We start from the raw sequence: 26,175 nt of genomic DNA, 5'->3' as shown, positions 1-26,175 counted from the left end.
GCATCTTTTCAATGCTGGCGACTGGCCAATCCTCAATCTTTCACGCAACTGCCTGTTTTTCAGCGCTTTAACAGAACTGGCAAGGTTTCTGCAAAGACCTGTACGAGCCATGCACTGATGCAGTTCCTTGTGACCAGGCAGTGCGCACGCGGAGCCGGATGCCGACGACGCGTTACAAAGCCAACCGCTGCGCTTAGACTTGAGACGGGTTTGTTTTCCTGGGGCAAGTCCACCAAATCGGGAGAGAGTTTCATGAAGCTAGTCACAGCCATCATCAAGCCGTTCAAGCTGGACGACGTGCGCGAGTCACTGTCGGAAATCGGCGTGCAGGGCATCACCGTCACCGAAGTCAAAGGCTTCGGTCGGCAGAAGGGTCACACCGAGCTGTATCGCGGTGCGGAATACGTGGTCGACTTCCTGCCCAAGGTGAAGATCGACGTCGCCATCGACGACAAGGACCTCGATCGAGTGATCGAAGCCATCACCAAGGCCGCCAACACCGGCAAGATCGGTGACGGCAAGATCTTCGTGGTGAATCTGGAGCAGGCAATCCGCATCCGTACCGGCGAAACCGATACCGACGCGATCTAAGCGCCCAAAAAAAGCCTCACCAAACCCAACGCCCCAGGAGAAAACAACATGACTCTGCGTAAGATCGCAGGGCTAGGAGCCCTATTGTCCCTCGTAATGCCGGGCATCGCCCTGGCAGAGGAGGCTGCCGCCCCTGTACTGAACTCCGGTGACACCGCCTGGATGCTGACTGCCACGGCGCTGGTGCTGTTCATGACCATCCCGGGCCTGGCCCTGTTCTACGGCGGCATGGTGCGTTCGAAGAACGTACTCTCGGTGATGATGCAATGCTTTGCCATCACCGGCCTGATGAGCATCCTCTGGGTCGTTTACGGTTACAGCATGGCCTTCGATACCACCGGTATGGAAAAGGGCGTGCTCAACTTCAATTCCTTCGTCGGCGGCTTCTCCAAGGCGTTCCTCAGCGGCGTAACGCCGGACGGGCTGACGTCGGCTGCGGCACTGTTCCCTGAAGCGGTCTTCATTACCTTCCAGATGACCTTCGCCATCATCACCCCGGCGCTGATCGTGGGTGCCTTCGCCGAACGCATGAAGTTCTCGGCGATGCTGGTGTTCATGGGCATCTGGTTCACCCTGGTCTATGCACCGATCGCGCACATGGTCTGGAGCGGTGATGGCGCGCTGATGTGGGACTGGGGCGTGCTCGACTTCGCTGGCGGCACCGTGGTGCACATCAACGCAGGTATCGCTGGCCTGGTCTGCTGCCTGGTACTGGGCAAGCGCAAAGGCTACCCGACCACCCCGATGGCCCCGCACAACCTGGGCTACACCCTGATGGGCGCAGCCATGCTGTGGATCGGTTGGTTCGGCTTCAACGCCGGCTCCGCCGCGGCCGCCAACGGCACTGCCGGCATGGCCATGCTGGTGACCCAGATCGCTACCGCTGCTGCAGCGCTGGGCTGGATGTTCGCCGAGTGGATCGGCCACGGCAAACCGAGCGCCCTGGGCATCGCCTCTGGTGTGGTCGCCGGCCTGGTTGCCATCACCCCGGCTGCCGGCACCGTGGGCCCGATGGGCGCCCTGGTGATTGGCCTGGTGTCTGGCGTGCTCTGCTACTTCTGCGCTACCAGCCTCAAGCGCAAGCTGGGGTATGACGACTCCCTGGATGCCTTCGGCGTGCATGGCATCGGCGGCATCATCGGCGCCATCCTCACCGGTGTGTTCGCGGCACCGGCCCTGGGCGGCTTCGGCGCGGTCACCGACATCGGTGCGCAGGTCTGGATCCAGGCCAAGGGCGTGATTTTCACCGTGGTCTACACCGCCATCGTCACCTACGTGATCCTCAAGGTGCTGGACGTGGTGATGGGCCTGCGGGTCAACGAAGAAGAAGAGTCGGTCGGCCTCGACCTGGCTCAACACAACGAACGTGGTTACAACCTGTAACTGCGACGCTGGAAAAACTTGCCCGGCTTGCCGGGCATTTTTTTGCCTGTTTTTCGCCATTTTTCGCAGAGCAAACGGTTTATCAGTCACGTTCGCGACGTAGGCAAAAAACTTACAACTCGCAGGGCGTTCATGGAGCTTTGCTTTTTCTCCGGGCGCGCTAGAATGCGCGCCGAGAGGTGTTGCACGAGTTGTCCGCACGCTTCGTCAGCCTTTGCTAGGCTTGCCAATAGCGTGTGGCCAGCAAGGGCTGCAAGGTTTTGTCGGGTCCTGCCAGGAGCAGGGCCTGCTGGGCGGGGCGTCCCGTCAGGAGTGCCGTCTCAAGGGCAGTGGCCAACCCACGGCCAGTTGAATTTTCACTGGTGGCTGCCGGTCTACGGCTGCACTGGTCTATAACTAACCTGCTTTTCGCAAGTCATGAGGTAGAACATGAGCGACGACGATCTGGAAAATGATGACCTCGAAGTAGGCGACGAAGACGAGGCTGATGATGGCCTCGAAGCTGCGGCTGACGATGTTGCCGAGGACGCTGGCGATGACGACAGCAGCCCGGCACCGGTCGCCAAGGGTAAATCCAAGGCAGCTGTTTCGGTAGACGAGATGCCGAGCATGGAAGCCAAGCAAAAGGAGCGTGATGCCCTGGCCAAGGCGATGGAAGAATTCCTTTCGCGCGGTGGCAAGGTGCAGGAAGTCGAGGCCAACGTAGTCGCCGACCCGCCCAAGAAGCCGGACAACAAGTACGGCAGCCGCCCTATCTGAGTGGCTGAATACAAAAGAGCCCGCCGTCGCTGCGGGCTTTTTTGTGCCTGACGAAAATTGCAGTTATTTCTTACACAAAAAGTAGGTGTTTTCAGCTAGGCCATTTTGTCGCTTCCAGGCAAGCATTGCTCACTGATTCTGGAGGTGTTTATGGACAAACTGGTTCGTCGTTGCAAGCTACGCAAGGAAGACTTTTCTAGAGTAGAGGACCCTTTTTTTGCTAAGGGAAACGTAGAGCGTGCTCTTAAAGGGAACAGTCGCCTTGACGGTAAGGATGAGTTTCTCAGGAGTTGCGGCATCACCCTTCAGCGAGACCTTTCCGCCAAAGATATCGAGGTAGCAGTCGAAGAAATCAGAAGCGGCAGGTGGCTATTTTTGACCAACGAACCATTCAAGCCCATGAGGATAGATGGTTACCAAGGTGCAACTCAGTGCTTTCCTCTGCCAGGGCCGTTCAAGCAGCAGGCCGATGATGAGAGAGGGCCTGGTAAGTGGCGCACGATCGACATCGATTATGACGGGTTGAAAAATACATTCGCGATGCTGCAAAACCGCCTAGGCTCGCTGGGTGACGAGGGTCGTCTCTTCGGCTCGGAAGGCAAGGATTATGACAACACCACCCGTGTCGTAACCCAGCAATGGGTTCCCCTCGATGGTAATGATGATCATCTGGCATCACGATCTGTTATTCGTCGCTATGGGGAATTGCGAGCTATAACGCAGCGGTATTCTGAAGGAGATGATAAGTGGCAGGTCAGTGGAAAATCTTGGCACTGGCAGCCAGTTCTTCCTTTTGAAACCTACGAACACCGAGAAAAAAATGATGCCCGGAGGACGAAAAGAAGAGCGTTGGGTATTGCAATTGTGGGGCATTCTGGATGCCCTTTCTTTGCTGCTCTACATCGTAGCCAGCGTGCGGCGTAGCCATCTACCTTTCTTTACTGACTTGCAGAGCATGTTGAGCTTATGGCGAGAGCAAGGTCTGCTAACCGTTATGCTCATTTTGATGAATCTGGTTCTGCACGTTTCGATCATTCTCAGCACTGTGCTTCTCCTCAGTGGCAGAAAGTCTGGTGTGTATTTAGGGCTCGCGCAGATACCCTTTAGGCTGCTTTTCGCTGCACCTTCGCTCTCGATATTGTTGATCTGGGCTAGCTTCGTACCCGATTACGATCCGTGGCTGATGCTTGGTTTCATAGGGCTTTCAGAGCTGATCAAGGGCGGCACCTCCTGGTGGTGGCTGCATCGCCAACGATCGCATCACCGGTTAGCCAGCAATTGAACAGTCTTTGTTGTGCCTGTGAGATTTGTATGGCCTGTGCCGGCCTCTTTGCGGCGGTTCGGCGCCCCGACACGCCCGCTCCCACAGGAACCGCACAATGCCTAAGGGCGGTGGTATTACTGTGGGAGCGGGCTTGCCCCGCGAATGGGGCGCGAAGCGGCCCCTGTCAGCGCCAGCGCGCGAGCACGTCGGGCAGCTGGGACAAGCGCTGGATCTCGGCATCCGGCGCCCGCTCGCCCGCCCAGGCCTTACCCTGCGGGTTGAACCAGACGGCGCGCAAACCGGCACGCTGGGCCCCGGCGATGTCGTCGCCTGGGTGATCACCAATATGCACCGCCGCACTGGCTTCAGCCTCGCCACGCTTGAGTGCTTCCATGAACGGCGCCGGGTCTGGCTTGCCGATGCCCAGGTCCTCTGCACACAGGGCAAAGCGGAAGTAATCCGCCAGCCCCAGACGGCTTACATCGGCGTTGCCGTTGGTGACCACGCCCAAGGTGTAGTGATGGCGCAGAATCTCCAGCACCGGCTGCACTTCAGGGAATACTTCGACCTTATGGCGTGCATGCAGGAACACTTCAAAGCCCTCGTTGGCCAGTTCTTGTGCCTGCTTCTCGCTGTAGCCGACTTCTTCCAGGGCGTGGAACAGCACACGCCGGCGCAGGGTACTGATGCGGTGCTTGAGGCCTGGCTCGGCCTGTACCAGGCGTTCGCGAATGGCGAACAGGTGTTCCACCGGCACGCCGCCAAGGATCGGAGCGTTGGCCTGCAGCCAGTCGCGCAGCACGACTTCCGCGCTGGCAATCACTGGCGCGGTATCCCACAGGGTGTCGTCAAGGTCGAACGTGATCAGCTTGATGCTCATGAGTCTGTGCCTTTGCTGCGTTTGGCCCGTGGGTGGGCGCTGTCGTACACCGCGGCCAGGTGCTGGAAGTCCAGGTGGGTGTAGATCTGTGTGGTGCTGATGTCGGCATGGCCGAGCATTTCCTGCACCGCCCGCAGGTCCTGGGACGATTCCAGCACATGGCTGGCGAATGAATGGCGAAGCATGTGCGGGTGCAGGTGCTGGCCCAGTTCGCGTTCACCGGCTGCCTTGACCCGCATCTGGATAGCCCGTGGCCCAAGGCGGTTGCCTTGGCGGCTGATGAACACGGCGCCGTCACGCGGGCCGCCGATACCGCGCAGTCGCAACCATTGCTGCATGGCCTCGCGCGCCTTGCGGCCCACAGGCAGCACGCGCGCCTTGCCACCCTTGCCGAGCACTTGCACCAGGCCGGCGGCAAGGTCCAGGTGTTCGAGGTCGAGGTTGGTCAGCTCGGACAGGCGCAGGCCAGAGGAATAGAACAGTTCGAGGATCGCCTGGTCGCGGCGGGCGATGAAGTCGTCGTCCACGCCGCCGTCGAGCAGTTGCAGGGCGCGGTCGGTGTCCAGCACCTTGGGCAGCCGGCGCTCGCCTTTGGGCGCGCTCAGGCCGCTGGCAGGGTCGTGCTGGCAGAGGCCTTCACGGTTCAGGTAGCGATACAGCCCGCGTACCGCCGACAGCAGCCGCGCCAGGCTGCGCGAGGACTGCCCATGATGATGCTGGCGGGCGATCAGTTGGCGCAGTTGCTGGATCTGTAATGCGCCCCAGCCAGCGATGCCTTGGGTGTTGCAGTATTCGATGACCTTTTGGAGGTCGCGACGGTAGGCCAGCAGCGTGTGTTCGGACACTTGGCGCTCGTTGCGCAGGTGAGCGCAATAAGCCTCCAGCTGGCGTTCCATCAGCGCACCGGGCGCAGGGGCTGGGTAACGCGCGGGACCACGCGGGCGAGCACTTCGGCGATGTAGCCAAGGAACAGGGTGCCGACGCTGCTTTTGTAGTGTTGCGGGTCGCGGCTGCCGATCGCCAGCACGCCGTGCAACCCTTGGTACTCCAGGGCAGCGACGGCGCTGGAGCCCACTTCCTGATGCTGCTGCTCACCGAACAGGAACACCAGTTCGTGCTCACGCAGGTTGCCACTGACTGTCTTGCCACCGCCCAGCAGGCCGCCGATGGCCTGTTGGGCCTCGGCATTGCTGGCCCAACGGCCGACCGGCGCTGCATGGTCACCGAACAGGATCAGGCTGACGAACGGTACCTGGAACTCCTGGCGCAGGCTGTCTTCGACCGCCATGACCACTTCTTCCAGGCTGCCGGCATCGAGCAGGTCCAGGATCAGCCGGCGCGTCTTGTCGAACAGCCGGTCGTTGTCCCGGGCCACGTCCATCAGTTGCGACAGGCGATGGCGCATCTCGATGTTGCGATCGCGCAGCAGTTTGAGCTGGCGCTCCACCAGCGACACGCTGTCGCCACGCTGGTGAGGGATACGCTGCTCGACCAGCAGTTCATCATGTTCGGCGAAGAAGGTCGGGTGGGCGCGCAGGTAGGCGACCACCGCTTCGGCGTCGAGCTCACTGGACTGCTGGGGTACAACCTTGGGCTGATCGGTCATGGCAGTTACTCGCTTAGAGACGAACCTGTCCTTCGTAGACACGTACGGCTGGGCCAGTCATCAACACGGACGTGCCGGGGCCGGCCCACTCGATGTGCAGGCGCCCACCAGGCAGGTCCAGGGTCACCGGAGAGTCCATCCAGCCCTGGCTGATGGCTGCCACGGCGGCTGCACAAGCACCGGTGCCGCAGGCCTGGGTCTCGCCGGCACCACGTTCCCATACCCGCAGGTTGGCGCGGTGGCGGTCAATGACCTGAAGGAAACCGGCGTTAACCCGCTGCGCAAAGCGTGGGTGGTTTTCGATTTTCGGGCCCAGGTCATGGACCGGCGCAGTATGTACGTCATCGACGCGCAGCACGGCATGCGGGTTACCCATGGACAAGGCAGCGATAGCGTGCACTTCGCCGTCCACCTCCAGCGGGTAACTGAGCGCCTGCTCATCAGCGTCGAATGGGATTTCGGCGGGATTGAAGCGCGGCGGCCCCATGTCGACACACACCTGGCCATCGTTCTGCACGTCCAGTTCGATGATGCCGCCCTTGGTTTCCACACGGATACGCTTTTTCGCGGTCAAGCGTTTGTCCAGCACGAAGCGTGCGAAGCAGCGTGCGCCGTTGCCGCATTGCTCCACTTCCGAACCGTCGGCATTGAAGATCCGGTAGCGGAAATCCACTTCCGGATTGTTCGGAGCCTCGACGATCAGCAGCTGGTCGAAGCCGATCCCGGTGTGGCGGTCGCCCCATTGCTTGGCGTGCTTGGGTTGGATGTGTGCGTGTTGGCTGACCAGGTCCAGGACCATGAAGTCATTGCCCAGCCCATGCATCTTGGTAAAACGCAGAAGCATGGGGTCACTCCGGCAGCAGGCTTTCGCCAGCGTACAGTTCGGCAATGGTCTCGCGACGGCGGACTTCGAAAGCCTGATCGCCGTCGACCAGGATTTCCGCACAACGGCCACGGGTGTTGTAGTTCGAGCTCATGACGAAACCATAGGCGCCCGCGGACTGCACAGCCAGCAGGTCACCTTCGGCCAGGTTCAGCTGGCGGTCCTTGGCGAGGAAATCGCCGGTTTCGCAGATTGGCCCGACCAGGTCGTAGGCACGGCCTTCGCCTTCGCGTGGGATGACGGCGCTGACGCCCATCCAGGCCTGGTAGAGGGCCGGACGGATCAGGTCGTTCATCGCCGCATCGATGATGGCGAAGTCTTTGTGTTCGGTGTGCTTGAGGTATTCAACGCGGGTCAGCAGGGCACCGGCGTTGGCCACGATGTAGCGGCCAGGCTCGAACACCAGGGCCAGGTCACGATCACCGACGCGCTCGCGGATGGCCTTGATGTAATCGGCTACCAGCGGCGGCTCTTCGTCGCGGTAGCGCACGCCAACACCGCCGCCCAGGTCCAGGTGGCGCAGGTGGATGCCGCAGTCGGCCAGGCGGTCGACCAGGTCCAGCAGGCGGTCGAGGGCGTCGAGGAATGGGTCTACGCTGGTCAGCTGCGAGCCGATGTGGCAGTCGACACCGACCACTTCCAGGTTTGGCAGCTGCGCGGCACGCACATAGATGGCTTCGGCGTCGGCGATGGCGATGCCGAACTTGTTCTCTTTGAGGCCGGTGGAGATGTACGGGTGGGTACCGGCATCGACGTCCGGGTTGACCCGCAGCGAGACCGGGGCCACCTTGCCCATCTCGGCGGCTACGACCTGCAGGCGCTCCAGTTCGTCGGTGGATTCGACGTTGAAGCAATGCACGCCGACTTCCAGGGCCCGGCGCATGTCTTCGCGGGTCTTGCCGACGCCGGAGAACACCACGCGGTCAGCCCGCCCACCGGCGGCCAGTACCCGCTCCAGCTCACCGCCGGAAACGATGTCGAAGCCTGCGCCCATGCGGGCCAGCACGTTCAGCACGCCAAGGTTGGAGTTAGCCTTGACCGCGAAGCACACCAGGTGCTCGACACCTTGCAGGGCATCGGTATAGCTGCGGTACTGGGCCTCGATGTGGGCGCGCGAGTACACGTAGGTGGGGGTGCCGAACCGTTCGGCGATGGCCGACAGGGCCACGCCCTCCGCGAACAGTTCACCGTCGCGGTAATTGAAAGCGTTCATCTGATTTCCTTACTGCTCTGGCGTTTGCTCGGGCTCGATTGGCTGTTCATCCTGTGGCTGGACAGGCTGAGCGTGCTGGTGCTGATGCGACTTCTGGCTGCCCTTGCCGTCCTTGCCGTCTTCTGGCAGGTAAAGGGGGCCTTTCTGACCGCAGGCCGAAACGAGGCAGGCAACCGCGACCAGCGCCGCGAGCGAGGAAATCAGGCGCTTCATGGGTGAAATCCTTTGAAATATGCAGTATTGCGCCCGAGTATACCGAGCGACTGCCGGATTGCCTATGCAAGAGCCGGTCCGCCGGGCGGGCAGAAATTGGCCACCAGCGGCGAGCGGCAAGCGGCAAGAAAAAACGTTCAGGTGTAGGCTGAGCTTTTTCCTGCCGCTTGAAGCTCCCCGCTTGCGGCTGGCGCCAAGCGCCCGTATCGTGCCCGACCTGCCTGTAACGCAGCCAATTTCGAGGTTCCTGCAATGAGTTTGAGCGAAGCGCGTTTCCATGATCTGGTCGACGCCACCCAACAGGCCCTGGAAGACCTGTTCGACGAGAGCGGCCTTGACCTGGACATGGAGAATTCCGCCGGCGTCCTCACCATCAAGTTCGACAATGGCAGCCAGCTGATCTTCAGCCGCCAGGAGCCGCTGCGTCAGCTTTGGCTGGCCGACCGCTCCGGGGGCTTCCACTTCGATTACGACGAAGAGAGCGGCAAGTGGGTCTGCGAGAAGAGCGAAGAGCTGCTGGGCGAGATGCTCGAGCGGATTGTCTGGGAGCGGGCCGGCGAAAAGCTGGACTTCGACGAGATCTGAAATGAGCGCCCAGGCGCGGCCGGCCAAGCCGCTTTACAGTAACGTCAGCCCAGCGGTGCCGTCGCCGTGCATCAGCGTGTGCCGGCTGAATGAACAGCGCGTTTGCACCGGTTGCCATCGCCATGTCGAGCACATTCGCGAGTGGCGCTCGGCTGATGACGAACGGCGCCGGCAGATTTGCCGCGAAGCCGAGGCCTTGCGCACGCAGGGTTGAGTATTTGCCCGGCTGTGGTAGTGTCGGGTTATGCGTCGGTGACGCCAAAGCACTCATCAAACCCCGCCCTCTGGGCGGGGTTTTGCTTTATCTGCCCTTAGAAAACCACCTGTTCAATGGAGTCTGACTGGATCATGAGCACCAAGCCCTCCCTCATCCTTACCCGATTGGACGTGCAGCGTCTCGAGCGCCTGATCGACAGCCTCGACGAAAGCACCCCAGGTGTGCTCGCCCTGCAGGAGGAGCTGGACCGCGCCGAGCAGGTGGTCGGTCACGAGGACGTGCCGGCCGGCGTGGTGACCATGAACTCGCGCGTGCACTGCCGTGAAGAGGCCAGTGGCAAGGACTACCACCTGACCCTGGTGTACCCGAAGGATGCCGGCGGCGAAGGCAAGGTCTCGGTCCTGGCACCGATCGGATGCGCGCTGCTTGGCTTGTCGGTGGGTGAACAGATCGATTGGCCGGCGCCGGGCGGCAAGACCCTTAAGCTCAAGCTGCTGGAGGTGGAATACCAGCCGGAAGCGGCAGGCGATTTCGACCTCTGATCCCCCATGGCTTTCAGGGCGTGTTCCGCGCCCTGATAGAGCAGGCATCGATGCAGTTGTCGACGATCCTGCTGCGCAGCGACCAGTCCGTGTTGATGATGTGGAAGTTCTGGATGTAACTGTCGATACCTGTTGATTCGAACCATTCATCGACCTTGTCGCTGAAGTCGTCCGGCGAAAACCACCCTTTGTTGTATTTGGCGCACTGGATGGAACGCAGGGTGTAATCAGGTTTATAGCGTTGCGCCCGCTCGTCCATGAAGGCTTTCAGCTCTTCGGTGGACGGTGTGTTCTCACCCATCCAGCCATGTTCCACGCCTGGCCAGTGCTGCCCGCGGGCGGAGTTGTTGTACGCAATCACCACGGTCTTGCCTGGGTGTTCAATCCAGAGTTGATCCAGCGTCAGGGTGTGCAACGCCCAGGGGATGATGCGCTGGCCCAGGTGCTTCTCCAGCATCTCCTGCAACCAGGCATGTTCCTGGTCGCTGAAGTTGTCGAACCCATGGAAGTCGAGAATGATGATTTCACGAACGTTTGCCGGGTCTTCGTAAAAGCGGTTCAGTTCCAGGGCGATGTCGCCCTGTACGGTGCGCCCCGATGTACTCAGGTGGAACAGCTTGTAGCGATAAGGCGAATCGGGCGTGTACTCGCGGTTGGCGCGCACCCGCAGATCAAGCACGCGGATGCCGCCGCGAACCTGTTCGATGCAGGAAACGTCCTGGGTCACTTCCTGGGGCGGGACGATGTTGTCCGCCTGCTTGTCCATCCCAGAGTCATGGCTGCCGGGGAGAATCAGCTGATCGATACGCAGGCGGCCTAATTCGGGCAGGGCGCCCATCCAGTTCTGCTTGTCCATGACGCACTCCAGTCATTGATTGAGTGCCCAAGGATGTTGCCGCCGTGTGCGGCCGTGCAGAGGGAAAGCGCACCGGGGTCAAGGTGCGAGCGACGCCTGCAACTGCTCCAACCCGTCGTTCAGGGCTTTTTCCAGCTCCCGCTTGTAGCGCAGGTAGAGGAGGGTCGAACCCTGTTCGTCATCGAGCAGTTCGGACAGGTCCAGGTCAGTGATGTAGCAACGATAATGCCCGGCATCGCGGCGCTGGCTCAGAATCTGCCTGGCTACCACGGTGTACAGTTCATCGCCGTGGTCCAGTTCGGAGAATTCCAGTTGGTCGCAGTAGAGCGTGACGTGCACGTCATCGCCGGTGCCGGCCTGGAGGATGGCCTGAACTTCATAGTAGGGCTGATCGTTGACGATGTCTGGCGTCGGTCGGGGCTCGATGCTGCGTGCCTTGCCCGTGCCCGAGGGCAGTAGCTGAGCATAATCGATGTACAAAGATGCCTGGTGCAGGTTATCGAGCGGCACGCGGGCGTCGTGGCGCATTACCACCGAGCGCAGAAAGCGCTGCAGGGGCAATAGCAGGTGATTCTCGTCGTGCAATGGCAGGCGTTGCTGCCATAACGCGTTGTACTCATCCAGCACATACAGGTCGGCCCAGCCCTCGAGCAGGCGGTAGAACACCTGAATGCAGCCGGGGCGGCCTTGTTCCAGCAGCAGCGAAAGGTCGTGGTCCTGCAGTGCGTTGGCATCCAGATAAAGTGGGCTGTAGGCGCTGCGTTCTTCGCTTAGGTAATCGAGCACGGCATCGTGATCGGTCAGGGTGGCGAGGCTGACCTGGCCGGGCACCAGTTCCAGTGCGTGGGTGTACTGCGCCACCTGCAGCAGGTAGCGGTGGTTGCGGCCCTGGTCGAGCAGTAATTGCACCGTGTCGAAAATTTCCTCGACCCGCTGGCTGATGGCTTGCGCGCGGTTGTGGCAGAAGCAACGCACCCGCACGCGCGGCCGGTGGCTGCGCTGGCCGAGGCTGTTGAGGAAGTCCCGCATGCAGCGCAGCAGGGCGTGCTCGCCGTCGTAGCGCTGCACCAGCACCTCGTTCCAGCTGTTGAGGGTGACCTGATCGAGGGTCAGCACCAGGTTTTCGCGCACGCCTGCATAGCTCAGCGAGTCGGTGCGCTCGGTGGTCATCAGGATGTTCAGGTCGCGGTGGTGGCGCAGCGGGTCGACGCCAACGTTGACCAGCAGCAGGATCTCTTCGGCCACGCTGGGCTGCAGCAATCGCACTTCGCTGACGGCCTCAAGCGGCAAGGGAATGCTTTGCTGCAGGCTGCCAAGCAGGTTGAACAGCTCGAATTCGCTCAAGTCGCTGACGCCTGGGTGCAGCGCAAAGCGCGTAGTGCTATCGATAACGCCGTTGCGGTGGGCCCAGGTCAGCAGTTCGAGCAGCTCCCGGCAACGCTTGATCGGGCTGAAATGCTCCCACTCGTGGACGCCCAGGTTGCCGTTGTACAGGCCCCAGTGGTGGCTGCCGGGTTCCTTGCGGTTGGGTGACTGAACCAGTGTCAGGGTGTCCTCGGCGAGGTCCGGTGCGATGCCTGGGTTGATCACCTCTATCTTGCCGGCGCGCCGCTCGAAGGCTGCGTACAGGCGCCGGCCCAGTACGTTGAGGTCGCGTTGGTCGGCGCGGCTGTTGGCGTTCTGGTTTTGCGCGAACTGGCTGAGAAAGCGGTAGCTGTGGTTGAGCTCGGCGACCAGCTCGCGGCGCTCGACCGCCACCTGGCGTACCTTCCACTGGCTACGGCTGTCGAGTAAGGCCAGCTGGCGCTCGTCCCAGCCCCACTCATCGGCCAGGCGCTTGAGCAAGCGGCGCTGCCAGCCGTTGCTGCGTGCGCGGTCCAGGCCGCTGAGCTTCTTGTTGACCTTCAGGTAAAGGCTGCGTCTTGCCAGCTCCAGCCGCCTGGTTTCACCGCGTGCTAGCAAGTAGCGTTCGATGCGCCGGTAAACCATGACATAGGGGTCAAGCGCGTCGAGGTCGAGGTGGTTGGCGAAGACCGCCTGTTTGTAGTCCAGGCTCAGGCAGCGCACGGCTGGGTGTTCGCTGGCGTAGACCTCGGTTAGCAACAGCTTGAGCAGTGACTTGTAAGGTGAGTCGATACCTTTGAACAGCTGCCACAGGCCAGCACCGACGAACTCGCCGGCCGGGATGTGGGCCAGGTTGCCCAGGTCGAGGGCATCGGTGCTGCGGATGAAACGCTTGGACAGCAAGGTTTCGGTATAGCTGCTGTAATTGCGCTCTTCATACACCGGCACCAGCCACCAGAGCGGTGTGCGCCCGGCCAGCCAGATGGCCGTGCGGTAGAACTCGTCGAGCAGCAGGTAGTGCTGGGTGGTACCACAGTCGTCGGAGCTGAGCTGGCTGTCGCGCTGGCCTCGGGCGAAGCTTTGCGGGTCGATCAGGAAGCAATGTGCTTCGGCGCCGAGGCTGGCAGCCCAGGCTTCGAGCAACTGGCATTTGCGCCGCAGCTCTTCGAGCTGGCTGTCACCCAGGCCGGGGGCATGACAGACCCACAGGTCGATGTCGCTTTGCTCGGCCTGGGCCAGCGTGCCAAGGCTGCCCATCAGGTACAGGCCGTGTATCGGGCGGTTGGGGTTGCCCAGGCGTGTCTTGTAAGTGAATGACCGCGCCAGCCGTTGGCCCTCGGCGACCAGGTTGGCATCGGGCTCGAAGCCCGACACGCCGGCCGGTGTGCTACCCGAAACATACCCAGGCAACAGGGGATGGTTGACGTGAAACAGCAGCGGTAGCAGGGTCAAAACCTGTTGCTGGCGGGTCGAAAGCCCATCCATGGCGCGCTGTAGCCGGCCCATGTTCAGCTGCAGGAACCGCGCACGCAATTTCGCCAGCACCTTGCGGTCGATGCCGTCTTCGATATCAGGGCGAATCTCGTGGGGATGGGTCATTGCGAACTCAGGGCAGGCCGGGGGAACTTTGGCGAGTTTAGCCTGAGTAATGCACTCGGATAAGCGGCAGTTGGAGTTTTGACGCCATTTTTCTCGCGCCTTTGTGTGCCCCATCCCCGGCTTGCCGGCGATGGGGCCGGGCAGGTTACGCCGGCTGGGGCGACTTGAGGATGTTCAGCAGCAGTTGCACGCTTTCGACCGCGTCATGCCCAAGGCTGGTGAGGTAACCGCCATCAGGCTGATCGGTCAATTGCTTTTCATGCAGGCGTCGAGCCGCTGCGACCAGCGCGGGTGAGGCATTGGCGTGAATCTTGATGCCTTCCTGGCTGCTGTCCAGATTGAACAGGGCAAGGACTTCCAGTTCAGCAATCAGTTCGGGGGTGAAGGACATGGCGACTCCTGACTTCCAGACGAGGATGGCGGCACCGCCAACGGTGCCTGACCCTGGAGTGTAGTCGGGTTATTCGTCCGCGCCTTGATCTGCCTCAGGGGGTAGCTCGGGCAACGCGCGCAGGGCGGTTTCGTACCATTGGGTGTTGAACGGGCGGTCCTCGTCGAGCATGTTGTCGATCTCGATGGCCAGCACGTGGGCCATGAGGTTGAGGATGTCTTCGCGCTCGTAGCCGACGAGGCTCAGCTTGTTGAACGTCGCCTTGGCGGCCGGCGGTTCGCCGCTTTCGATCTGGTTTTCGATGGCCTGGGTCAGCGTCGCCTCGGCGAAGGCTTCGTCGTCATTGTCGATTTCGTCGTGCTCGCTCATGGCGGTACTCCTGTGGTGGGGCGCACAGTTTGCCACGCCCGCGCCGGCAATGCCCGGTCATCGACCGGGAGCATGATGCTGGTCAGGCGCAGCCCCAGGGGCTATAACTGCCCAGCCAACCCCTTACGGCCTGGAGGCTGTTACCCCATGCTCAAGCTTCACGGATTCTCGGTCAGCAACTACTACAACATGGTCAAGCTGGCCCTGCTGGAAAAAGGCTTGCCGTTCGAAGAGGTCACCTTTTATGGCGGCCAGGCACCGCAAGCGCTGGAAGTCAGCCCGCGCGGCAAGGTGCCAGTGCTGGAAACCGAACACGGCTTCATCAGCGAGACCAGCGTGATTCTCGACTATATCGAGCAGACGCAGGGCGGCAAGGCGCTGTTGCCGGCCGATCCATTCGAACAGGCGAAAGTGCGTGAGCTGCTCAAGGAGATCGAGCTGTATATCGAACTGCCGGCGCGTACCTGCTATGCCGAGTCGTTCTTTGGGATGGAGGTCGATTCAGTGATCAAGGAGCGGGCGCGTGCGGATCTGCTGGCGGGCTTCGCCACCTTGAAGCGCAATGGCCGTTTTGCACCCTATGTGGCCGGTGAGCAACTGACCATTGCCGACCTGATGTTCTGCTTCTCGGTCGATCTGGCGTGTGCGGTAGGCAAGAAGGTGCTGGGCATCGACTTCCTCGCAGACTTCCCGCAGGCGAAGGCGTTGCTGGAGAAAATGCGCGAGAACCCGCACATGGCGAAGATTCTGGCGGACAAGGAGGCGGCAATGCCGGCCTTCATGGAGATGATCCGCAGCGGCAAGCGCTGATCTGAAGAGGGGCTGCTGTGCAGCCCAATCGCCGGCAAGCCGGCTCCTACAGGGATTGCGCACCGCTTGAGAGCGGCGCGGTCATTGTGGGAGCCGGCTTGCCGGCGAACGAGGGCGAAGCCCTCGCAATGGCGCTTAGCGCGAAGCCAGCAATGCCTTGCCGCGCACAACGGCAGCGCGCACCTGGGCAGGCGCAGTACCACCAATGTGGTTACGGGCATTCACCGAGCCTTCCAGCGTCAACACGGCGAATACGTCCTGCTCGATCTGGTCGCTGAACTGGCGCAGTTCGTCCAGGCTCATCTCGGCCAGGTCCTTGCCGGTGTCAACGCCATACTTCACCGCATGGCCGACGATCTCGTGGCAATCACGGAACGGCAGGCCGCGACGCACCAGGTAGTCGGCCAGGTCGGTGGCGGTGGAGAAGCCGCGCAGGGCCGCTTCGCGCATGATCGCGTGCTTGGGCTTGATGGCCGGGATCATGTCGGCGAAGGCACGCAGCGAGTCGCGCAGGGTGTCGGCGGCGTCGAACAGCGGCTCCTTGTCTTCCTGGTTGTCCTTGTTGTAGGCCAGCGGCTGGCCTTTCATCAAGGTCAGCAGGCCGGTCAGGGCGCCGAACACGCGGCCGCTCTTGCCGCGCACCAGCTCAGGTACGTCGGGGTTCTTCTTCTGCGGCATGATCGAGCTGCCAGTGCAGAAACGGTCGGGCAGATCGACGAACTGGAACTGGGCGCTGGTCCACAGCACCAGCTCTTCAGAGAAGCGCGACAGGTGCATCATCGCCACGCTGGCGGCCGCGCAGAATTCGATGGCGAAATCACGGTCCGACACGCCATCCAGCGAGTTGCCGGCCACGGCTTCGAAACCGAGCAGCTTGCAGGTCAGCTCGCGGTCGATCGGGTAGGTGGTACCGGCCAGCGCAGCGCTGCCCAGGGGCATGCGGTTGGTGCGTTTGCGGCAGTCCACCAAGCGCTCGTAGTCGCGGCTGAGCATTTCGAACCAGGCCAGCAGGTGGTGGCCGAAAGTGACCGGCTGGGCGGTCTGCAGGTGGGTGAAGCCCGGCATGATGGTTTCGGCTTCGCGCTCGGCCTGTTCCAGCAGGCCCTGCTGCAAGCGGGTGATTTCGGCCAGAATCAGGTCGATCTCGTCGCGCAGCCACAGGCGGATGTCGGTGGCGACCTGGTCGTTGCGGCTACGGCCGGTGTGCAGTTTCTTGCCGGTGATGCCGATGCGGTCGGTCAGGCGTGCTTCGATGTTCATGTGCACGTCTTCGAGGTCGACGCGCCAGTCGAAATTGCCGGCCTCGATTTCAGCCTGGATGGTGTTCAGGCCGTCGATGATGGTGTCGCGCTCGGCATCGCTGAGTACACCGACCTGCGCCAGCATGGTGGCGTGGGCGATCGAACCCATGATGTCGTGGCGGTACAGGCGCTTGTCGAAATCGACCGAGGCGGTGAAGCGGGCGACGAAGGCGTCGACGGGTTCACTGAAGCGGCCGCCCCAGGACTGATTGGTCTTGTCGGTGCTCATGGATTCACTCGTTGAAGGCGTGAACGAAAAAGTGGCGGCGATAATAGCAGGGTTGGGCGTGTGGCCGAAGGACGCCGGTCGACAGAAATCGGCATAAAACCCCGCTCGATTGAGGTAAAGACGATATTCAACGATTGAACGGCAGTGTTCCACGGACCGTCTACAGTTGGACAAAGGACTGGCAGCGAATCTGCCAGCGCAGTGAATCTTTGGCCATCGTATTGGTCTAGAGCGTGACCGCAGTGTCGCTCGACCTGCAACTGTCTACGCTATACCTGTGCGAGACTCACTCAGGAATCCAGAGCAATTATGAATGTCCTGATCGTTGATGACGAATCCCTACCCCGTGAACGCTTGGCGCGGCTATTCGGGGAGCTGGAGGGGTACACCGTGCTGGAGCCCAGTGCCACCAGCGGCGAGGAGGCCCTGGCCCTGATTGAAAGCCTCAAGCCTGATGTGGTCCTGCTGGATATTCGCATGCCGGGCCTTGATGGCCTGCAGGTCGCGGCCCGCTTGTGCGAGCGCGAATCACCGCCATCGGTAGTGTTCTGCAGCGACGCCGATGACGATAAGTACGGCGCAGAGGCTTTCACCGACAGCACCCTCAGCCATGTATCCAAACCGATCCATCCCCATGCTCTGCGTGATGCTTTGCGCAAAGCTGAGAAACCCAGTCGCACGCAGTTGGCGGCGCTGACCCGGCCAGGAAGTGAAGGGGGTGGCCCGCGCCGCCATATCAGCGCGCGTACGCGCAAGGGCATCGAGCTGATCCCTTTGCTCCAGGTGATCTATTTCATCGCCGACCACAAATACGTCACGCTGCGCCACGAAGCGGGCGAAGTGTTGCTCGATGAGCCACTCAAGGCCTTGGAAGATGAGTTCGGCGACCGCTTCGTGCGCATCCACCGCAACGCCCTGGTAGCCCGCGATCGCATCGAACGCCTGCAGCGCACGCCGCTTGGGCATTTTCAACTGTTCCTCAAAGGCCTCAATGGTGATGCCTTGACTGTCAGCCGCCGGCATGTGGCTGGCGTACGCAAGATGATGCAGACGCTCTGAGCGCTGCAAGTGCCCCATCGCCGGCGACCTGGCGATGAGGGCGCGCATGGCCAGCCTGGTTAATGACCCACATCTGCTAGCGATACCGACGGAGCTGTTATCATCGGCGGCATTCCTAAGCATCGGGGCGTTCCATGTCCACTCGCGAAATCCGCATTGCCACCCGTAAAAGTGCCTTGGCCCTGTGGCAGGCCGAATATGTCAAAGCCCGCCTAGAACAGGCGCACCCTGGCCTTCTGGTGACGCTGGTGCCCATGGTCAGCCGCGGCGACAAACTGCTCGACGCGCCGCTGGCGAAGATTGGCGGCAAAGGCCTGTTCGTCAAGGAGCTGGAAACGGCCCTGCTGGAGAATGAGGCCGACATCGCCGTGCATTCGATGAAGGATGTACCCATGGACTTCCCCGAAGGCCTGGGCCTGTACTGCATCTGCGAGCGTGAAGACCCCCGCGATGCCTTCGTTTCCAACCGTTTTCCCAGCCTCCAAGCGCTGCCGGCCGGCAGCATCGTCGGCACCTCCAGCCTGCGCCGTCAGGCCCAGTTGCTGGCCCGCCGCCCTGACCTGCAAATCCGCTTCCTGCGTGGCAACGTCAACACTCGCCTGGCCAAGCTCGATGCCGGTGAGTACGACGCCATCATCCTTGCCGCGGCGGGCCTGATCCGTCTGGGCTTCGAAGACCGCATCACCGCCAGCATCAGTGTCGACGACAGCCTGCCGGCCGGTGGCCAGGGCGCGGTGGGTATCGAGTGCCGTAGCGCAGACAGCGAGATCCATGCGCTGTTGGCGCCTTTGCACCACATCGATACCGCTGACCGTGTGGTGGCCGAACGCGCGTTGAACAAGCACTTGAACGGTGGCTGCCAGGTACCGATTGCCTGCTATGCCGTGCTCGAAGGCGAGCAGCTATGGCTGCGCGGCCTGGTCGGCCAGCCCAGCGGTGGGACCCTGCTGATGGCTGAGGCGCGTGCACCGCGGGCATCCGCTGAAACCTTGGGGGTGCAGGTGGCCGAAGACCTTCTGGGCCAAGGTGCCGCCGCCATTCTCAAGGAAGTCTATGGTGAGGCCGGGCATCCGTGAGTTCGTGGCGCCTGTTGCTGACCCGTCCTGAAGAGGACTGCGCGGCGCTGGCCCACACGCTGGCCGCGGCCGGCATTGCCAGCGAGTGCCTGCCGTTGCTGGCGATCGAGCCGGTGCAGATGGATGCTCAGCAGCGTCAGCAGCTTGCCGGCCTAGGGCAGTACCAGGCGATGATCGTGGTCAGTAAGCCGGCCGCCAGGTTGCTGCTTGCGCAGCTTGCTCAAGCAGGGCTGCAGCCGCCCCCAGCTGGTTGGTTCACCGTAGGTCAAGCCACGGCGGCGGTGTTGCAGGCTGCGGGGCTGTCGGTGGCTTTCCCTGCACAGGGTGACGACAGCGAAGCCTTGCTCATGCTCCCGGCGTTGGACCAGGCTATCAAGGGTCCCGCACCCCGTGTCCTGATCGCCCGTGGGGTAGGAGGTCGCGAACTGCTGGCCGAGCGTCTTGCAGAGCAAGGTGCTAGTGTCGATTATCTGGAACTGTATCGTCGTTGCCTGCCGGTATACCCGGCGGGCACGCTGGTGGCTCGCATCGAAGCGGAACGCCTGAACGGCGTGGTGGTCAGCAGTGGGCAGGGTCTTGAACACCTGCAACAGTTGGCCGCTGCCGATTGGCCGCGTGTGGCTCGCTTGCCCTTGTTCGTGCCGAGCCCCAGGGTCGCCGAGCAGGCCAGGGCCGCAGGGGCACAACAGATTGTGGATTGTCGTGGCGCGAGTGCCACGGCCTTGCTGGCAGCCGTGCAGCGCAGCGCTGCACCTGCCTCTTAAGGCGCTAAGCTCAGAGCGACGCGCCCCCATGCAAAGGATGGATACGTGAGCGAAACTGTCTTGTCCCACAACGATCAGCCGTCGGCGCAGGAGCCGACGCAACCCGTCACCCCGCCACCTGCCAAACGTTCCGGCACAGGCCTGGCCTTGCTGGCATTGTTAGTGGGTGCCGCCGGGGTCGCAGTGGGCGGGTGGGGTGTTTGGCAGGTGCGGCATCTGCAAGGCAATGAGCTGAGCCAACGTCAGCACCTTGAGACGCTGAGCCAGCGTGCCGCTGCTCTGCAGCAGCGCGAGCAACAGATCAGTGCCCAGTTGGCCAGCCTGCCGGCAGCCAGCGAACTGGAAGACCGCCGCCGCCTGGTGGCGCAGTTGCAGGGTGACCAGCAGCGCCTGAGCCAGCGCCTGGAAACCGTGCTTGGCGAAAGCCGCAAGGAATGGCGCCTGGCCGAGGCCGAGCACCTGTTGCGCCTGGCTACTTTGCGGCTTTCGGCCCTGCAGGACATCACCAGCGCCAAGGCCCTGGTCGAAGGCGCAGACGAAATTCTGCGCGAGCAAAGCGACCCTGGTTCCTTTGCCGCCCGCGAACAGTTGGCGCGTAGTCTGGCAACGCTCAACAGCACCCAGCAACCGGACCGTACCGGGTTGTATCTGAAACTGGCGGCCCAGCGAGAGTTGGTGCAGCACCTCAACGCCCAGTCGCCGGAGTTCGACAGCGATGCCGATGCCCTCGGTGCCTTGACCGCCGATGGCGATGGCGCCAGCCGCCTGGCGCAGTGGTGGGCGGAGATTTCCAAGTACTTCCAGATCGATTTCAACGCCGACGACAATGTACGTCCGTTGCTGGCCGGGCAGTCGCTCAACCAGTTGCGCCTGGCCCTGAGCCTGACCATCGAGCAAGCCCAGTGGGCTGCGCTCAATGGCGACGCCAAGGTCTACACCCAAGCGCTGGATGACGCGCGCAGTGTGCTGGTGGCCAATTTCGACGCTGACAACCCGCAGAGCAAGGCCATGCTCGAAAGCCTCAATGCGCTGGCCGAGCAACCGGTGTCGGTGGTTACCCCGGACCTCAGTGAAAGCCTGGCGGCGGTGCAGGCGTATATCCAGCGCCGCCACCTGCCTGCCGAGGGCGAGGGGGGCAAGCCATGAAGCGTGTGTACCTGCTGGCCGTGCTGGCGATTGTGATCGCCGCGGCACTGGGCATCGCGGTGGCCAAACACAGCGGCTACGTGCTGGTCTCCTACGGTGGCTTCCGTTACCAGTCCGGGCTGTGGGCGGCGCTCGCGGCCCTGGTTGCCGTATTTGTACTGTTGTGGCTGCTGCGCTACCTGGTCGGGCTGGTGCTGACGTCCAGTGGCGTGGTCAACCCGTGGTCGCGACGTAACCGCAGCCGTCGCATTCGCATCGCGATCGAGCAGGGCCAACTGGACCTCGCAGAGGGCCGTTGGGCCAGCGCCCAGCGCCACTTGCACCGCGCAGCCGAGGCCGAACGCCAGCCATTGCTGTATTACCTCGGTGCCGCACGGGCGGCCAATGAACAGGGGCGTACCGAAGACAGGGACAACCTGCTCGAGCGTGCACTGGAGCGTCAGCCCCAGGCGGAATTGGCGGTCGCCCTGGCCCATGCGCAATTGCAGATGGACCGTGGCGAAAGCGACGGCGCCCTGGACGCCCTGCTGGCCATGCAGGAGCGGCACCCGCACAACAACCAGGTCTTGCGCCTGTTGCAGCGCCTGTATCTGGAGCGCGGCGACTGGTCGGAGCTGATCCGCCTGTTGCCTGATTTGCGCAAGGGCAAAGTGCTGCCGGCCGAGGAGCTCGCTGCACTGGAGCAGCGTGCCTGGGGTCAGAACCTGGGGCTTGCGGCGACCCGTGGCGACGATGAGCAAAGCGCCCGTCAGTCGTTGGAGCGGGCCTGGCAACAGCTGACTGCGGCCCAGCGTCAAGAGCCCCGGTTGGTGCTGGCTTATGCCGAACAACTGCGCCAGGTTGGCGCTCAAGGCGAGGCCGAGCAGGTATTACGTGCCGCGCTCAAGCGTGATTACGAAAGTCACCTGGCGCGGCTCTATGGCCTGGTGCGCGGCGATGATCCGGCGCGCCAACTGCAAACAGCCGAGGGCTGGCTCAAGGCGCACCCACAGGACCCGAGCCTGTTGCTGACGCTTGGGCGTCTGAGCTTGCAAAACCGCCTTTGGGGCAAGGCGCGCGATTACCTGGAAAGCAGCTTGCGCATGGAGCGCAACCCAGAGACCTGCGCTGAACTGGCCCGGCTGCTGGCTAGCCTGGGGGAGACCGAGCGCAGCAACCAACTGTTCCAGGAAGGCCTGGGCCTGCTCGATGAGCGTTTGTTGGCCCTGCCATTGCCGCAGGGCGTGCGCGCCTGAGAGATCCCATGAGCCCGCGCTGAGGGCGGGCTCATGGGGTGTTTGAGGCGTCTCGCGATCCCTGCGTTATTCTGTAATACCCTTCGCAAGATTTTTCCCACATTGCGATTGGAAATTTCTGCTACCCCTCAGTGACTTATCTCCCCTGTAGTGCCTTGAAACAAAGCACCTCTTTCCTCTACCGTTCCAAGCCACTCAATTTGCCCCGGGACCACCACCTTTCATGTTGCCGGCCCGCTTGCGCACGTTTTTTCTACCGGCCTGCCTTGCCTCGTTGGCGGTGCTGGTCGCGTCCTTTTACCTGGAGATCACCCTCGGTCTGGTGCCTTGCCCGCTGTGCTTCAGTCAGCGGTTCCTGCTGGGCGTGTATGCCATGATCTGCCTGTGTGCGGCCGTGCATGCGTCGGGCGTTGCCGCTATGCGCCAGTACGCGCGTGCTGCCCTGGGCTGTTCCGCGGCCGGGGCCCTGCTGGCGGCCAGGCATGTCTGGATACAAGGGGAGATCGCTACGAGCCAGGAGTGCCCGGTGCCTTTCTGGCATGTACTGGAACGCTCCTGGGGTGAAGCGGCCCGTCAACTCTTGCTTGGCGGCCCCGATTGCAGCTCGCTGACCTGGAGCTTTCTGGACCTGACCTTGCCCGAATGGAGCCTGTTGTCCTTCTTGCTGCTGGCAGTGCTGCCCTTGACTCGCCTGATGGCGTATCGTTTCCGCACGCTGGCCAACGCTTGATTGGGTGCGGCTGCGCTAGCCGGCACGACCAGTGGTGCTGCCCCAGGGTATTAAACACTTGTATGAACTTTGTCTGCTGCGTACCTTGAAGGGCAGCACGCACGGGAATAATCTCCCTGCACGCCTATCAAAAACACAACTGCTCGATGCCGTCCTGCTGATGTCACCTTTGTGCCGCACGATCGGGGTGCGAGGTGCAGCGGCATCTACCCAGAAGGGATGAGATCGCCATGCTCGATAGTTGTCAGAACGCCCAGGAACGCTGGGGTGGGGTTCACAAGCTGATCGACCGCTGGCTCAAGGAGCGAGAGGAGCTGGTTCAGGCTTTTCGTGCCTTGCGCGATGCCAAGCCGGCATTTGCGGACAAGGAAAAAAACCGAGATTTCTGCGCGGTGCTGGTCGATTATGTGTCGGCTTGGCATTTTGAAGTCAGCGAGCAATTGGTCAGTGAAGCCAAAGCTTTCGGTGACACGCGTGGCCTGGAGCTGGCCAAGCAAATCACTCCGCGTATCGATGCCATCACCGAAATCGCGTCGGCCTTCAATGACCATTGCGAAAAGGGCGATTGCAAGGACCCGGACCGTTTCGCCAAGAAGCTCGGCGAGCTTGGTAGTCTGCTGCATGAACGCTTCGAGCTCGAAGACTGCCTGATCGAAGTGCTGCATACCGCGCACAAGGAAGAGGGCGCGGTCGAGGCTTGAGGGTCGGCGTCAGTCGCCGACCGCCAGCAGTTCTATCTCGAACACCAGTGGCGTATAGGGCGCGATCAGGTCACCCGCGCCCTCGGCACCGTAGGCTTGTGCCGATGGGATCACCAGGCGCCATTTCGCCCCCGTTTTCATATGTGGCAACGCCACTTGCCAGCCTTCGATCACCGAGTCCAGGCTGAACCACTGTGGCTGTTGGTTCTGATCGAATACGGTGCCGTCAGGCAACTTGCCTACATAGCGTACCTGCACCTTGCTCTTGGGGTTGGGCTGCGCGCCGTTACCACTTTTCAGTTCACTGTAGAGCACGCCCTCAGGCAGCTCATGCACACCGGCTCGTGCGCGCTCGTTGGCCATGAAGCGCGCCTCGATGCCTTGCAGTTTTTCCACTTCGGCTTGCACGGCGGCGTTGTTCGCCTGTTCTTCATGCTGCTGAAGAATGGCTTGCATGCGCGCCTTGTCGAGTTTCAGCGGCTGGTTCTGGTAGGACTGGCGAAGCCCTTCAACCAAAGCCTCCAGTTGCAATCCAGGCACTTCCTCGCGCAGCCGCTCCCCCAGGCTGGCGCCCAGGCTGTAGGCCACGTCGTGATCACTGGGGGGCACCGTTTCAGGGGCGGCGAGTGCGATGGGAGCCGCCAGGCACAGGCCGATAAAAAGATAACGAGGCATGGTCAACTCCGAGCTCAAGAGCTGAGAAGTATGCCAGCCTTGTTGCATCGATTTGCGTAAATCTCGGCAACCATTTGTTGAGCAACTACACTTTCACGCAGCTGCAAGACAACAACTTTGCCCAGGCATGCAACGCGGCGCCAACGATACTGTCCACATGCCCTAGCGGCGGTAGCAGCACAAGCATAGTATTAGCCGCAATCTCGTCAGCCAGGAGGTAAACCATGTCGGCCAAGAAGAAGCCAGTAAGTACGCCGTTACACCTGCTCCAGCAACTTTCGGGCAGCTTGCTCGAACACTTGGAAGATGCTTGCTCGCAAGCGCTGGCCGATGCGGAAAAACTGCTGGCGAAGTTGGAGAAGCAGCGTGGCAAGGCTCAGGAAAAACTGCACAACGGTCGCCTGAAATTACAGGACGCGGCCAAGGCAGGTAAAACCAAGGCGCAAGGCAAAGCCCAGAAAGCCATTGGTGAACTCGAGTCGTTGCTCGACTCGCTCAAAGAGCGCCAGACGCAAACCCGTACTTATATCCAGCAACTCAAACGCGATGCTCAGGAAAGCCTGAAGCTGGCCCAGGGTGTAGGCAAGGTGCGTGAGGCTGCTGGCAAGGCCCTGGACCAACGGGCAGTTGCAGCCAAGTCGGCTAAACCAGCCGCTGCCAAAGCTGCGGCCAAACCTGCAGCAAGGTCTTCCACCAGCGCTGCGGCAAAAGCGCCTGCCAAGGCCGCTGCTGCCAAGGCACCGTCGCGCGCTGCTGCCGCCAAGCCTGCTGCCGTAAAAACCCCGGCCAAGGCTGCGGCTAAACCTGCGGCTAAAGCTGCAGCCAAGCCAGTCACTGCCAAAGCGGCTGCAGCCAAGGCGCCATCGCGCACTGCTGCGGCCAAGCCTGCTGCCACCAAGGCCCCCACCAAAGCCGCTGCTGACAAGCCTGCCAAACCCGCCACGTCCAGAGGCACTGCAGCCAAACCGGCCGCGGCCAAGGCGCCGGCTAAAACCACTGCAGCCAAGCCTGCTGCGAAAACTGCTGCCGCCAATCCTGCCGCTAAGGCCACAGCCAAGCCAGCTGCCAAGGCCCCGGCCAAGCCCGCAGCCAAACCAGCTGCCAAGAGTGCGGCCAAGCCCGCCGCTGCAAAGCCGGCCACCAGCAAACCAGCTGAAGCCAAGCCAGCGGCGCCTGCGGTGACCAACTCGGCAGGCACTGCCGCCCCGGCGACGTCCTCCGCCGCACCGGCAAGCACCTCGCCTCAGGCGCCGTCTTCGGCCTCCTGAAGCCCGGTGGCCGCGACACGCAGCTGAGTCAGCGAGTCGTGGCCATGGACCTGGTCGGGCGCCAGCCTGGCCAGCCAATCGTCCGCGGGTTCAGGCGAGCCCGTGGGCCATTGCCTTGCACATGCCTCCAGGCGTTGCAGCAAGCGCTTCTCTGCCTGTAATTCCAAGCCCTTTACGTGCTCACGCAACGCCTGCAGGTGCGGGTCATGCTGCGCGGCCGCCCGCCATTGCTGGCGCAAATGGCGTAGCGGCGTTACCACTTCAGTTTGCCAAGGCTCGGCAATTGCGCGTAAAGCGTCGATTCGCCCGGCTTCTACGGCGACACCTCGGGTTTGCAGCCAGCTTGCGCACAACAGAAGGCACACATCGCCCCCCTCGGCCTGCACGCTCAGGCAAGCCGCTTCGACGCCCGGCCGGCCATACAGGGCCAGGGCGTAATTCCACAGGTCGGTGTACATGATTCCACTTACGCTCCGGGTCGAGGAA

Annotated in this window: 30 protein-coding genes; 17 read left to right on the top strand and 13 right to left on the bottom strand. The window is 62.1% G+C overall.

Going from position 1 to position 26,175, the window contains the following annotated elements:
* The first annotated feature begins 252 nt into the window (after positions 1–252).
* The 5 genes from glnK (at position 253) to ACIPZH_RS23615 (ending at position 4,015) form a co-directional block, all read left to right on the top strand.
* On the top strand, positions 253–591 hold the full coding sequence (gene glnK / locus ACIPZH_RS23635; RefSeq protein ID WP_002555808.1) for a P-II family nitrogen regulator: 339 nt from the start codon (positions 253–255) through the stop codon (positions 589–591).
* Between the two features lie 48 nt (positions 592–639).
* Complete coding sequence (locus ACIPZH_RS23630) at positions 640–1,974, top strand: ammonium transporter (protein WP_241804977.1); 1,335 nt, start codon at positions 640–642, stop codon at positions 1,972–1,974.
* Positions 1,975–2,403: 429 nt separating this feature from the next.
* Positions 2,404–2,733 carry a transcriptional regulator SutA gene (gene sutA, locus ACIPZH_RS23625; protein ID WP_241804978.1) on the top strand — a complete coding sequence of 110 codons (330 nt, stop codon included), beginning with the start codon at positions 2,404–2,406 and terminating at the stop codon, positions 2,731–2,733.
* A gap of 150 nt (positions 2,734–2,883) precedes the next feature.
* Positions 2,884–3,657 carry a hypothetical protein gene (locus tag ACIPZH_RS23620; RefSeq protein ID WP_400624396.1) on the top strand — a complete coding sequence of 258 codons (774 nt, stop codon included), beginning with the start codon at positions 2,884–2,886 and terminating at the stop codon, positions 3,655–3,657.
* Positions 3,623–4,015, top strand: coding sequence for a hypothetical protein (locus tag ACIPZH_RS23615; protein ID WP_241804980.1), 393 nt, complete (start codon positions 3,623–3,625; stop codon positions 4,013–4,015). Before ACIPZH_RS23620 ends, ACIPZH_RS23615 begins: the two co-directional genes overlap by 35 nt.
* A gap of 166 nt (positions 4,016–4,181) precedes the next feature.
* Here ACIPZH_RS23615 and ACIPZH_RS23610 read toward each other — a convergent pair whose 3' ends face one another.
* The 6 genes from ACIPZH_RS23610 to ACIPZH_RS23585 are packed head-to-tail and all read right to left on the bottom strand — an operon-like array spanning position 4,182 to position 8,792.
* Positions 4,182–4,877, bottom strand: coding sequence for an HAD family hydrolase (locus tag ACIPZH_RS23610; RefSeq protein ID WP_400638048.1), 696 nt, complete (start codon positions 4,875–4,877; stop codon positions 4,182–4,184).
* Entirely contained in the window at positions 4,874–5,773 is a 900-nt protein-coding gene (gene xerC, locus ACIPZH_RS23605) for a tyrosine recombinase XerC (protein ID WP_241804982.1), read from the bottom strand. The genes ACIPZH_RS23610 and xerC overlap by 4 nt, the downstream gene beginning before the upstream one ends.
* Positions 5,773–6,483: a DUF484 family protein gene (locus ACIPZH_RS23600; RefSeq protein WP_267820117.1), complete on the bottom strand. Its 711-nt coding sequence runs from the start codon at positions 6,481–6,483 to the stop codon at positions 5,773–5,775. The genes xerC and ACIPZH_RS23600 overlap by 1 nt, the downstream gene beginning before the upstream one ends.
* A 13-nt stretch (positions 6,484–6,496) precedes the next feature.
* Positions 6,497–7,327, bottom strand: coding sequence for a diaminopimelate epimerase (gene dapF, locus ACIPZH_RS23595; RefSeq protein ID WP_241804984.1), 831 nt, complete (start codon positions 7,325–7,327; stop codon positions 6,497–6,499).
* 4 nt (positions 7,328–7,331) lie between these two features.
* Entirely contained in the window at positions 7,332–8,579 is a 1,248-nt protein-coding gene (gene lysA, locus ACIPZH_RS23590) for a diaminopimelate decarboxylase (RefSeq protein WP_267820121.1), read from the bottom strand.
* 9 nt (positions 8,580–8,588) lie between these two features.
* Complete coding sequence (locus tag ACIPZH_RS23585) at positions 8,589–8,792, bottom strand: lipoprotein (protein WP_012312193.1); 204 nt, start codon at positions 8,790–8,792, stop codon at positions 8,589–8,591.
* Positions 8,793–9,044: 252 nt separating this feature from the next.
* On the opposite strand from ACIPZH_RS23585, the gene cyaY reads away from it, so the two are divergent.
* From cyaY to rnk, 3 genes are all read left to right on the top strand, one after another.
* Positions 9,045–9,377, top strand: a complete 333-nt coding sequence (gene cyaY / locus ACIPZH_RS23580) for an iron donor protein CyaY (RefSeq protein WP_012312194.1) — start codon at positions 9,045–9,047, stop codon at positions 9,375–9,377.
* A 1-nt stretch (position 9,378) separates the two neighbouring features.
* The gene (locus ACIPZH_RS23575) at positions 9,379–9,591 is read left to right on the top strand and encodes a DUF1289 domain-containing protein (RefSeq protein WP_241804986.1); all 213 of its coding nucleotides are present in this window, start codon (positions 9,379–9,381) and stop codon (positions 9,589–9,591) included.
* 134 nt (positions 9,592–9,725) lie between these two features.
* Positions 9,726–10,136, top strand: a complete 411-nt coding sequence (gene rnk / locus ACIPZH_RS23570; protein WP_241804987.1) for a nucleoside diphosphate kinase regulator — start codon at positions 9,726–9,728, stop codon at positions 10,134–10,136.
* Positions 10,137–10,149: 13 nt separating this feature from the next.
* Here the strand turns inward: rnk and ACIPZH_RS23565 are convergent, their stop codons facing one another.
* The 4 genes from ACIPZH_RS23565 to ACIPZH_RS23550 all read right to left on the bottom strand — a co-directional run bounded on the left by ACIPZH_RS23565 (position 10,150) and on the right by ACIPZH_RS23550 (position 14,695).
* Positions 10,150–10,992 (bottom strand): hypothetical protein, encoded by an 843-nt coding sequence (locus ACIPZH_RS23565; protein WP_400638046.1) that lies wholly within the window; start codon positions 10,990–10,992, stop codon positions 10,150–10,152.
* A gap of 78 nt (positions 10,993–11,070) precedes the next feature.
* Entirely contained in the window at positions 11,071–13,935 is a 2,865-nt protein-coding gene (locus ACIPZH_RS23560) for a class I adenylate cyclase (protein ID WP_400624410.1), read from the bottom strand.
* A 145-nt stretch (positions 13,936–14,080) separates the two neighbouring features.
* Positions 14,081–14,326 (bottom strand): TIGR02647 family protein, encoded by a 246-nt coding sequence (locus tag ACIPZH_RS23555; protein ID WP_012312198.1) that lies wholly within the window; start codon positions 14,324–14,326, stop codon positions 14,081–14,083.
* Between the two features lie 69 nt (positions 14,327–14,395).
* Positions 14,396–14,695, bottom strand: a complete 300-nt coding sequence (locus tag ACIPZH_RS23550; protein ID WP_400638044.1) for a hypothetical protein — start codon at positions 14,693–14,695, stop codon at positions 14,396–14,398.
* A gap of 147 nt (positions 14,696–14,842) precedes the next feature.
* On the opposite strand from ACIPZH_RS23550, the gene ACIPZH_RS23545 reads away from it, so the two are divergent.
* Positions 14,843–15,505 carry a glutathione S-transferase gene (locus ACIPZH_RS23545; RefSeq protein WP_349975900.1) on the top strand — a complete coding sequence of 221 codons (663 nt, stop codon included), beginning with the start codon at positions 14,843–14,845 and terminating at the stop codon, positions 15,503–15,505.
* Between the two features lie 135 nt (positions 15,506–15,640).
* Here ACIPZH_RS23545 and argH read toward each other — a convergent pair whose 3' ends face one another.
* Complete coding sequence (gene argH / locus ACIPZH_RS23540; RefSeq protein WP_241804992.1) at positions 15,641–17,035, bottom strand: argininosuccinate lyase; 1,395 nt, start codon at positions 17,033–17,035, stop codon at positions 15,641–15,643.
* A gap of 309 nt (positions 17,036–17,344) precedes the next feature.
* Between argH and ACIPZH_RS23535 the strand changes: the two genes are divergently transcribed.
* The 7 genes from ACIPZH_RS23535 to rsd all read left to right on the top strand — a co-directional run bounded on the left by ACIPZH_RS23535 (position 17,345) and on the right by rsd (position 23,746).
* A complete protein-coding gene (locus ACIPZH_RS23535) occupies positions 17,345–18,094 on the top strand; it encodes a LytTR family DNA-binding domain-containing protein (RefSeq protein WP_241804993.1) in 750 nt (249 codons plus the stop codon).
* A gap of 134 nt (positions 18,095–18,228) precedes the next feature.
* Positions 18,229–19,170 carry a hydroxymethylbilane synthase gene (gene hemC, locus ACIPZH_RS23530; protein WP_400638042.1) on the top strand — a complete coding sequence of 314 codons (942 nt, stop codon included), beginning with the start codon at positions 18,229–18,231 and terminating at the stop codon, positions 19,168–19,170.
* On the top strand, positions 19,167–19,934 hold the full coding sequence (locus ACIPZH_RS23525; protein ID WP_400638040.1) for a uroporphyrinogen-III synthase: 768 nt from the start codon (positions 19,167–19,169) through the stop codon (positions 19,932–19,934). The genes hemC and ACIPZH_RS23525 overlap by 4 nt, the downstream gene beginning before the upstream one ends.
* A 45-nt stretch (positions 19,935–19,979) precedes the next feature.
* Entirely contained in the window at positions 19,980–21,080 is a 1,101-nt protein-coding gene (locus tag ACIPZH_RS23520; protein ID WP_400638039.1) for a uroporphyrinogen-III C-methyltransferase, read from the top strand.
* A complete protein-coding gene (locus tag ACIPZH_RS23515; protein ID WP_400638038.1) occupies positions 21,077–22,315 on the top strand; it encodes a heme biosynthesis protein HemY in 1,239 nt (412 codons plus the stop codon). Before ACIPZH_RS23520 ends, ACIPZH_RS23515 begins: the two co-directional genes overlap by 4 nt.
* A 223-nt stretch (positions 22,316–22,538) precedes the next feature.
* Positions 22,539–23,045, top strand: coding sequence for a disulfide bond formation protein B (locus ACIPZH_RS23510; RefSeq protein WP_400638037.1), 507 nt, complete (start codon positions 22,539–22,541; stop codon positions 23,043–23,045).
* Between the two features lie 230 nt (positions 23,046–23,275).
* Complete coding sequence (rsd, locus tag ACIPZH_RS23505) at positions 23,276–23,746, top strand: sigma D regulator (protein WP_241804999.1); 471 nt, start codon at positions 23,276–23,278, stop codon at positions 23,744–23,746.
* A 9-nt stretch (positions 23,747–23,755) separates the two neighbouring features.
* Here rsd and ACIPZH_RS23500 read toward each other — a convergent pair whose 3' ends face one another.
* On the bottom strand, positions 23,756–24,421 hold the full coding sequence (locus ACIPZH_RS23500) for an FKBP-type peptidyl-prolyl cis-trans isomerase (protein ID WP_400638036.1): 666 nt from the start codon (positions 24,419–24,421) through the stop codon (positions 23,756–23,758).
* 224 nt (positions 24,422–24,645) lie between these two features.
* Here ACIPZH_RS23500 and ACIPZH_RS23495 point away from each other — a divergent pair, with 224 nt between their 5' ends.
* Positions 24,646–25,689 carry an AlgP family protein gene (locus ACIPZH_RS23495; RefSeq protein WP_400638035.1) on the top strand — a complete coding sequence of 348 codons (1,044 nt, stop codon included), beginning with the start codon at positions 24,646–24,648 and terminating at the stop codon, positions 25,687–25,689.
* Here ACIPZH_RS23495 and ACIPZH_RS23490 read toward each other — a convergent pair.
* Positions 25,665–26,147 (bottom strand): TIGR02444 family protein, encoded by a 483-nt coding sequence (locus ACIPZH_RS23490; protein WP_400638034.1) that lies wholly within the window; start codon positions 26,145–26,147, stop codon positions 25,665–25,667. The genes ACIPZH_RS23495 and ACIPZH_RS23490 overlap by 25 nt on opposite strands.
* Positions 26,148–26,175 lie beyond the last annotated feature (28 nt).

This window comes from Pseudomonas sp. NPDC089758, from assembly GCF_044748705.1.
Taxonomy (GTDB): domain Bacteria; phylum Pseudomonadota; class Gammaproteobacteria; order Pseudomonadales; family Pseudomonadaceae; genus Aquipseudomonas; species Aquipseudomonas putida_X.
Note: the sequence above shows the minus strand (reverse complement) of the source record. Positions and strands in the feature narration are given on the sequence as shown.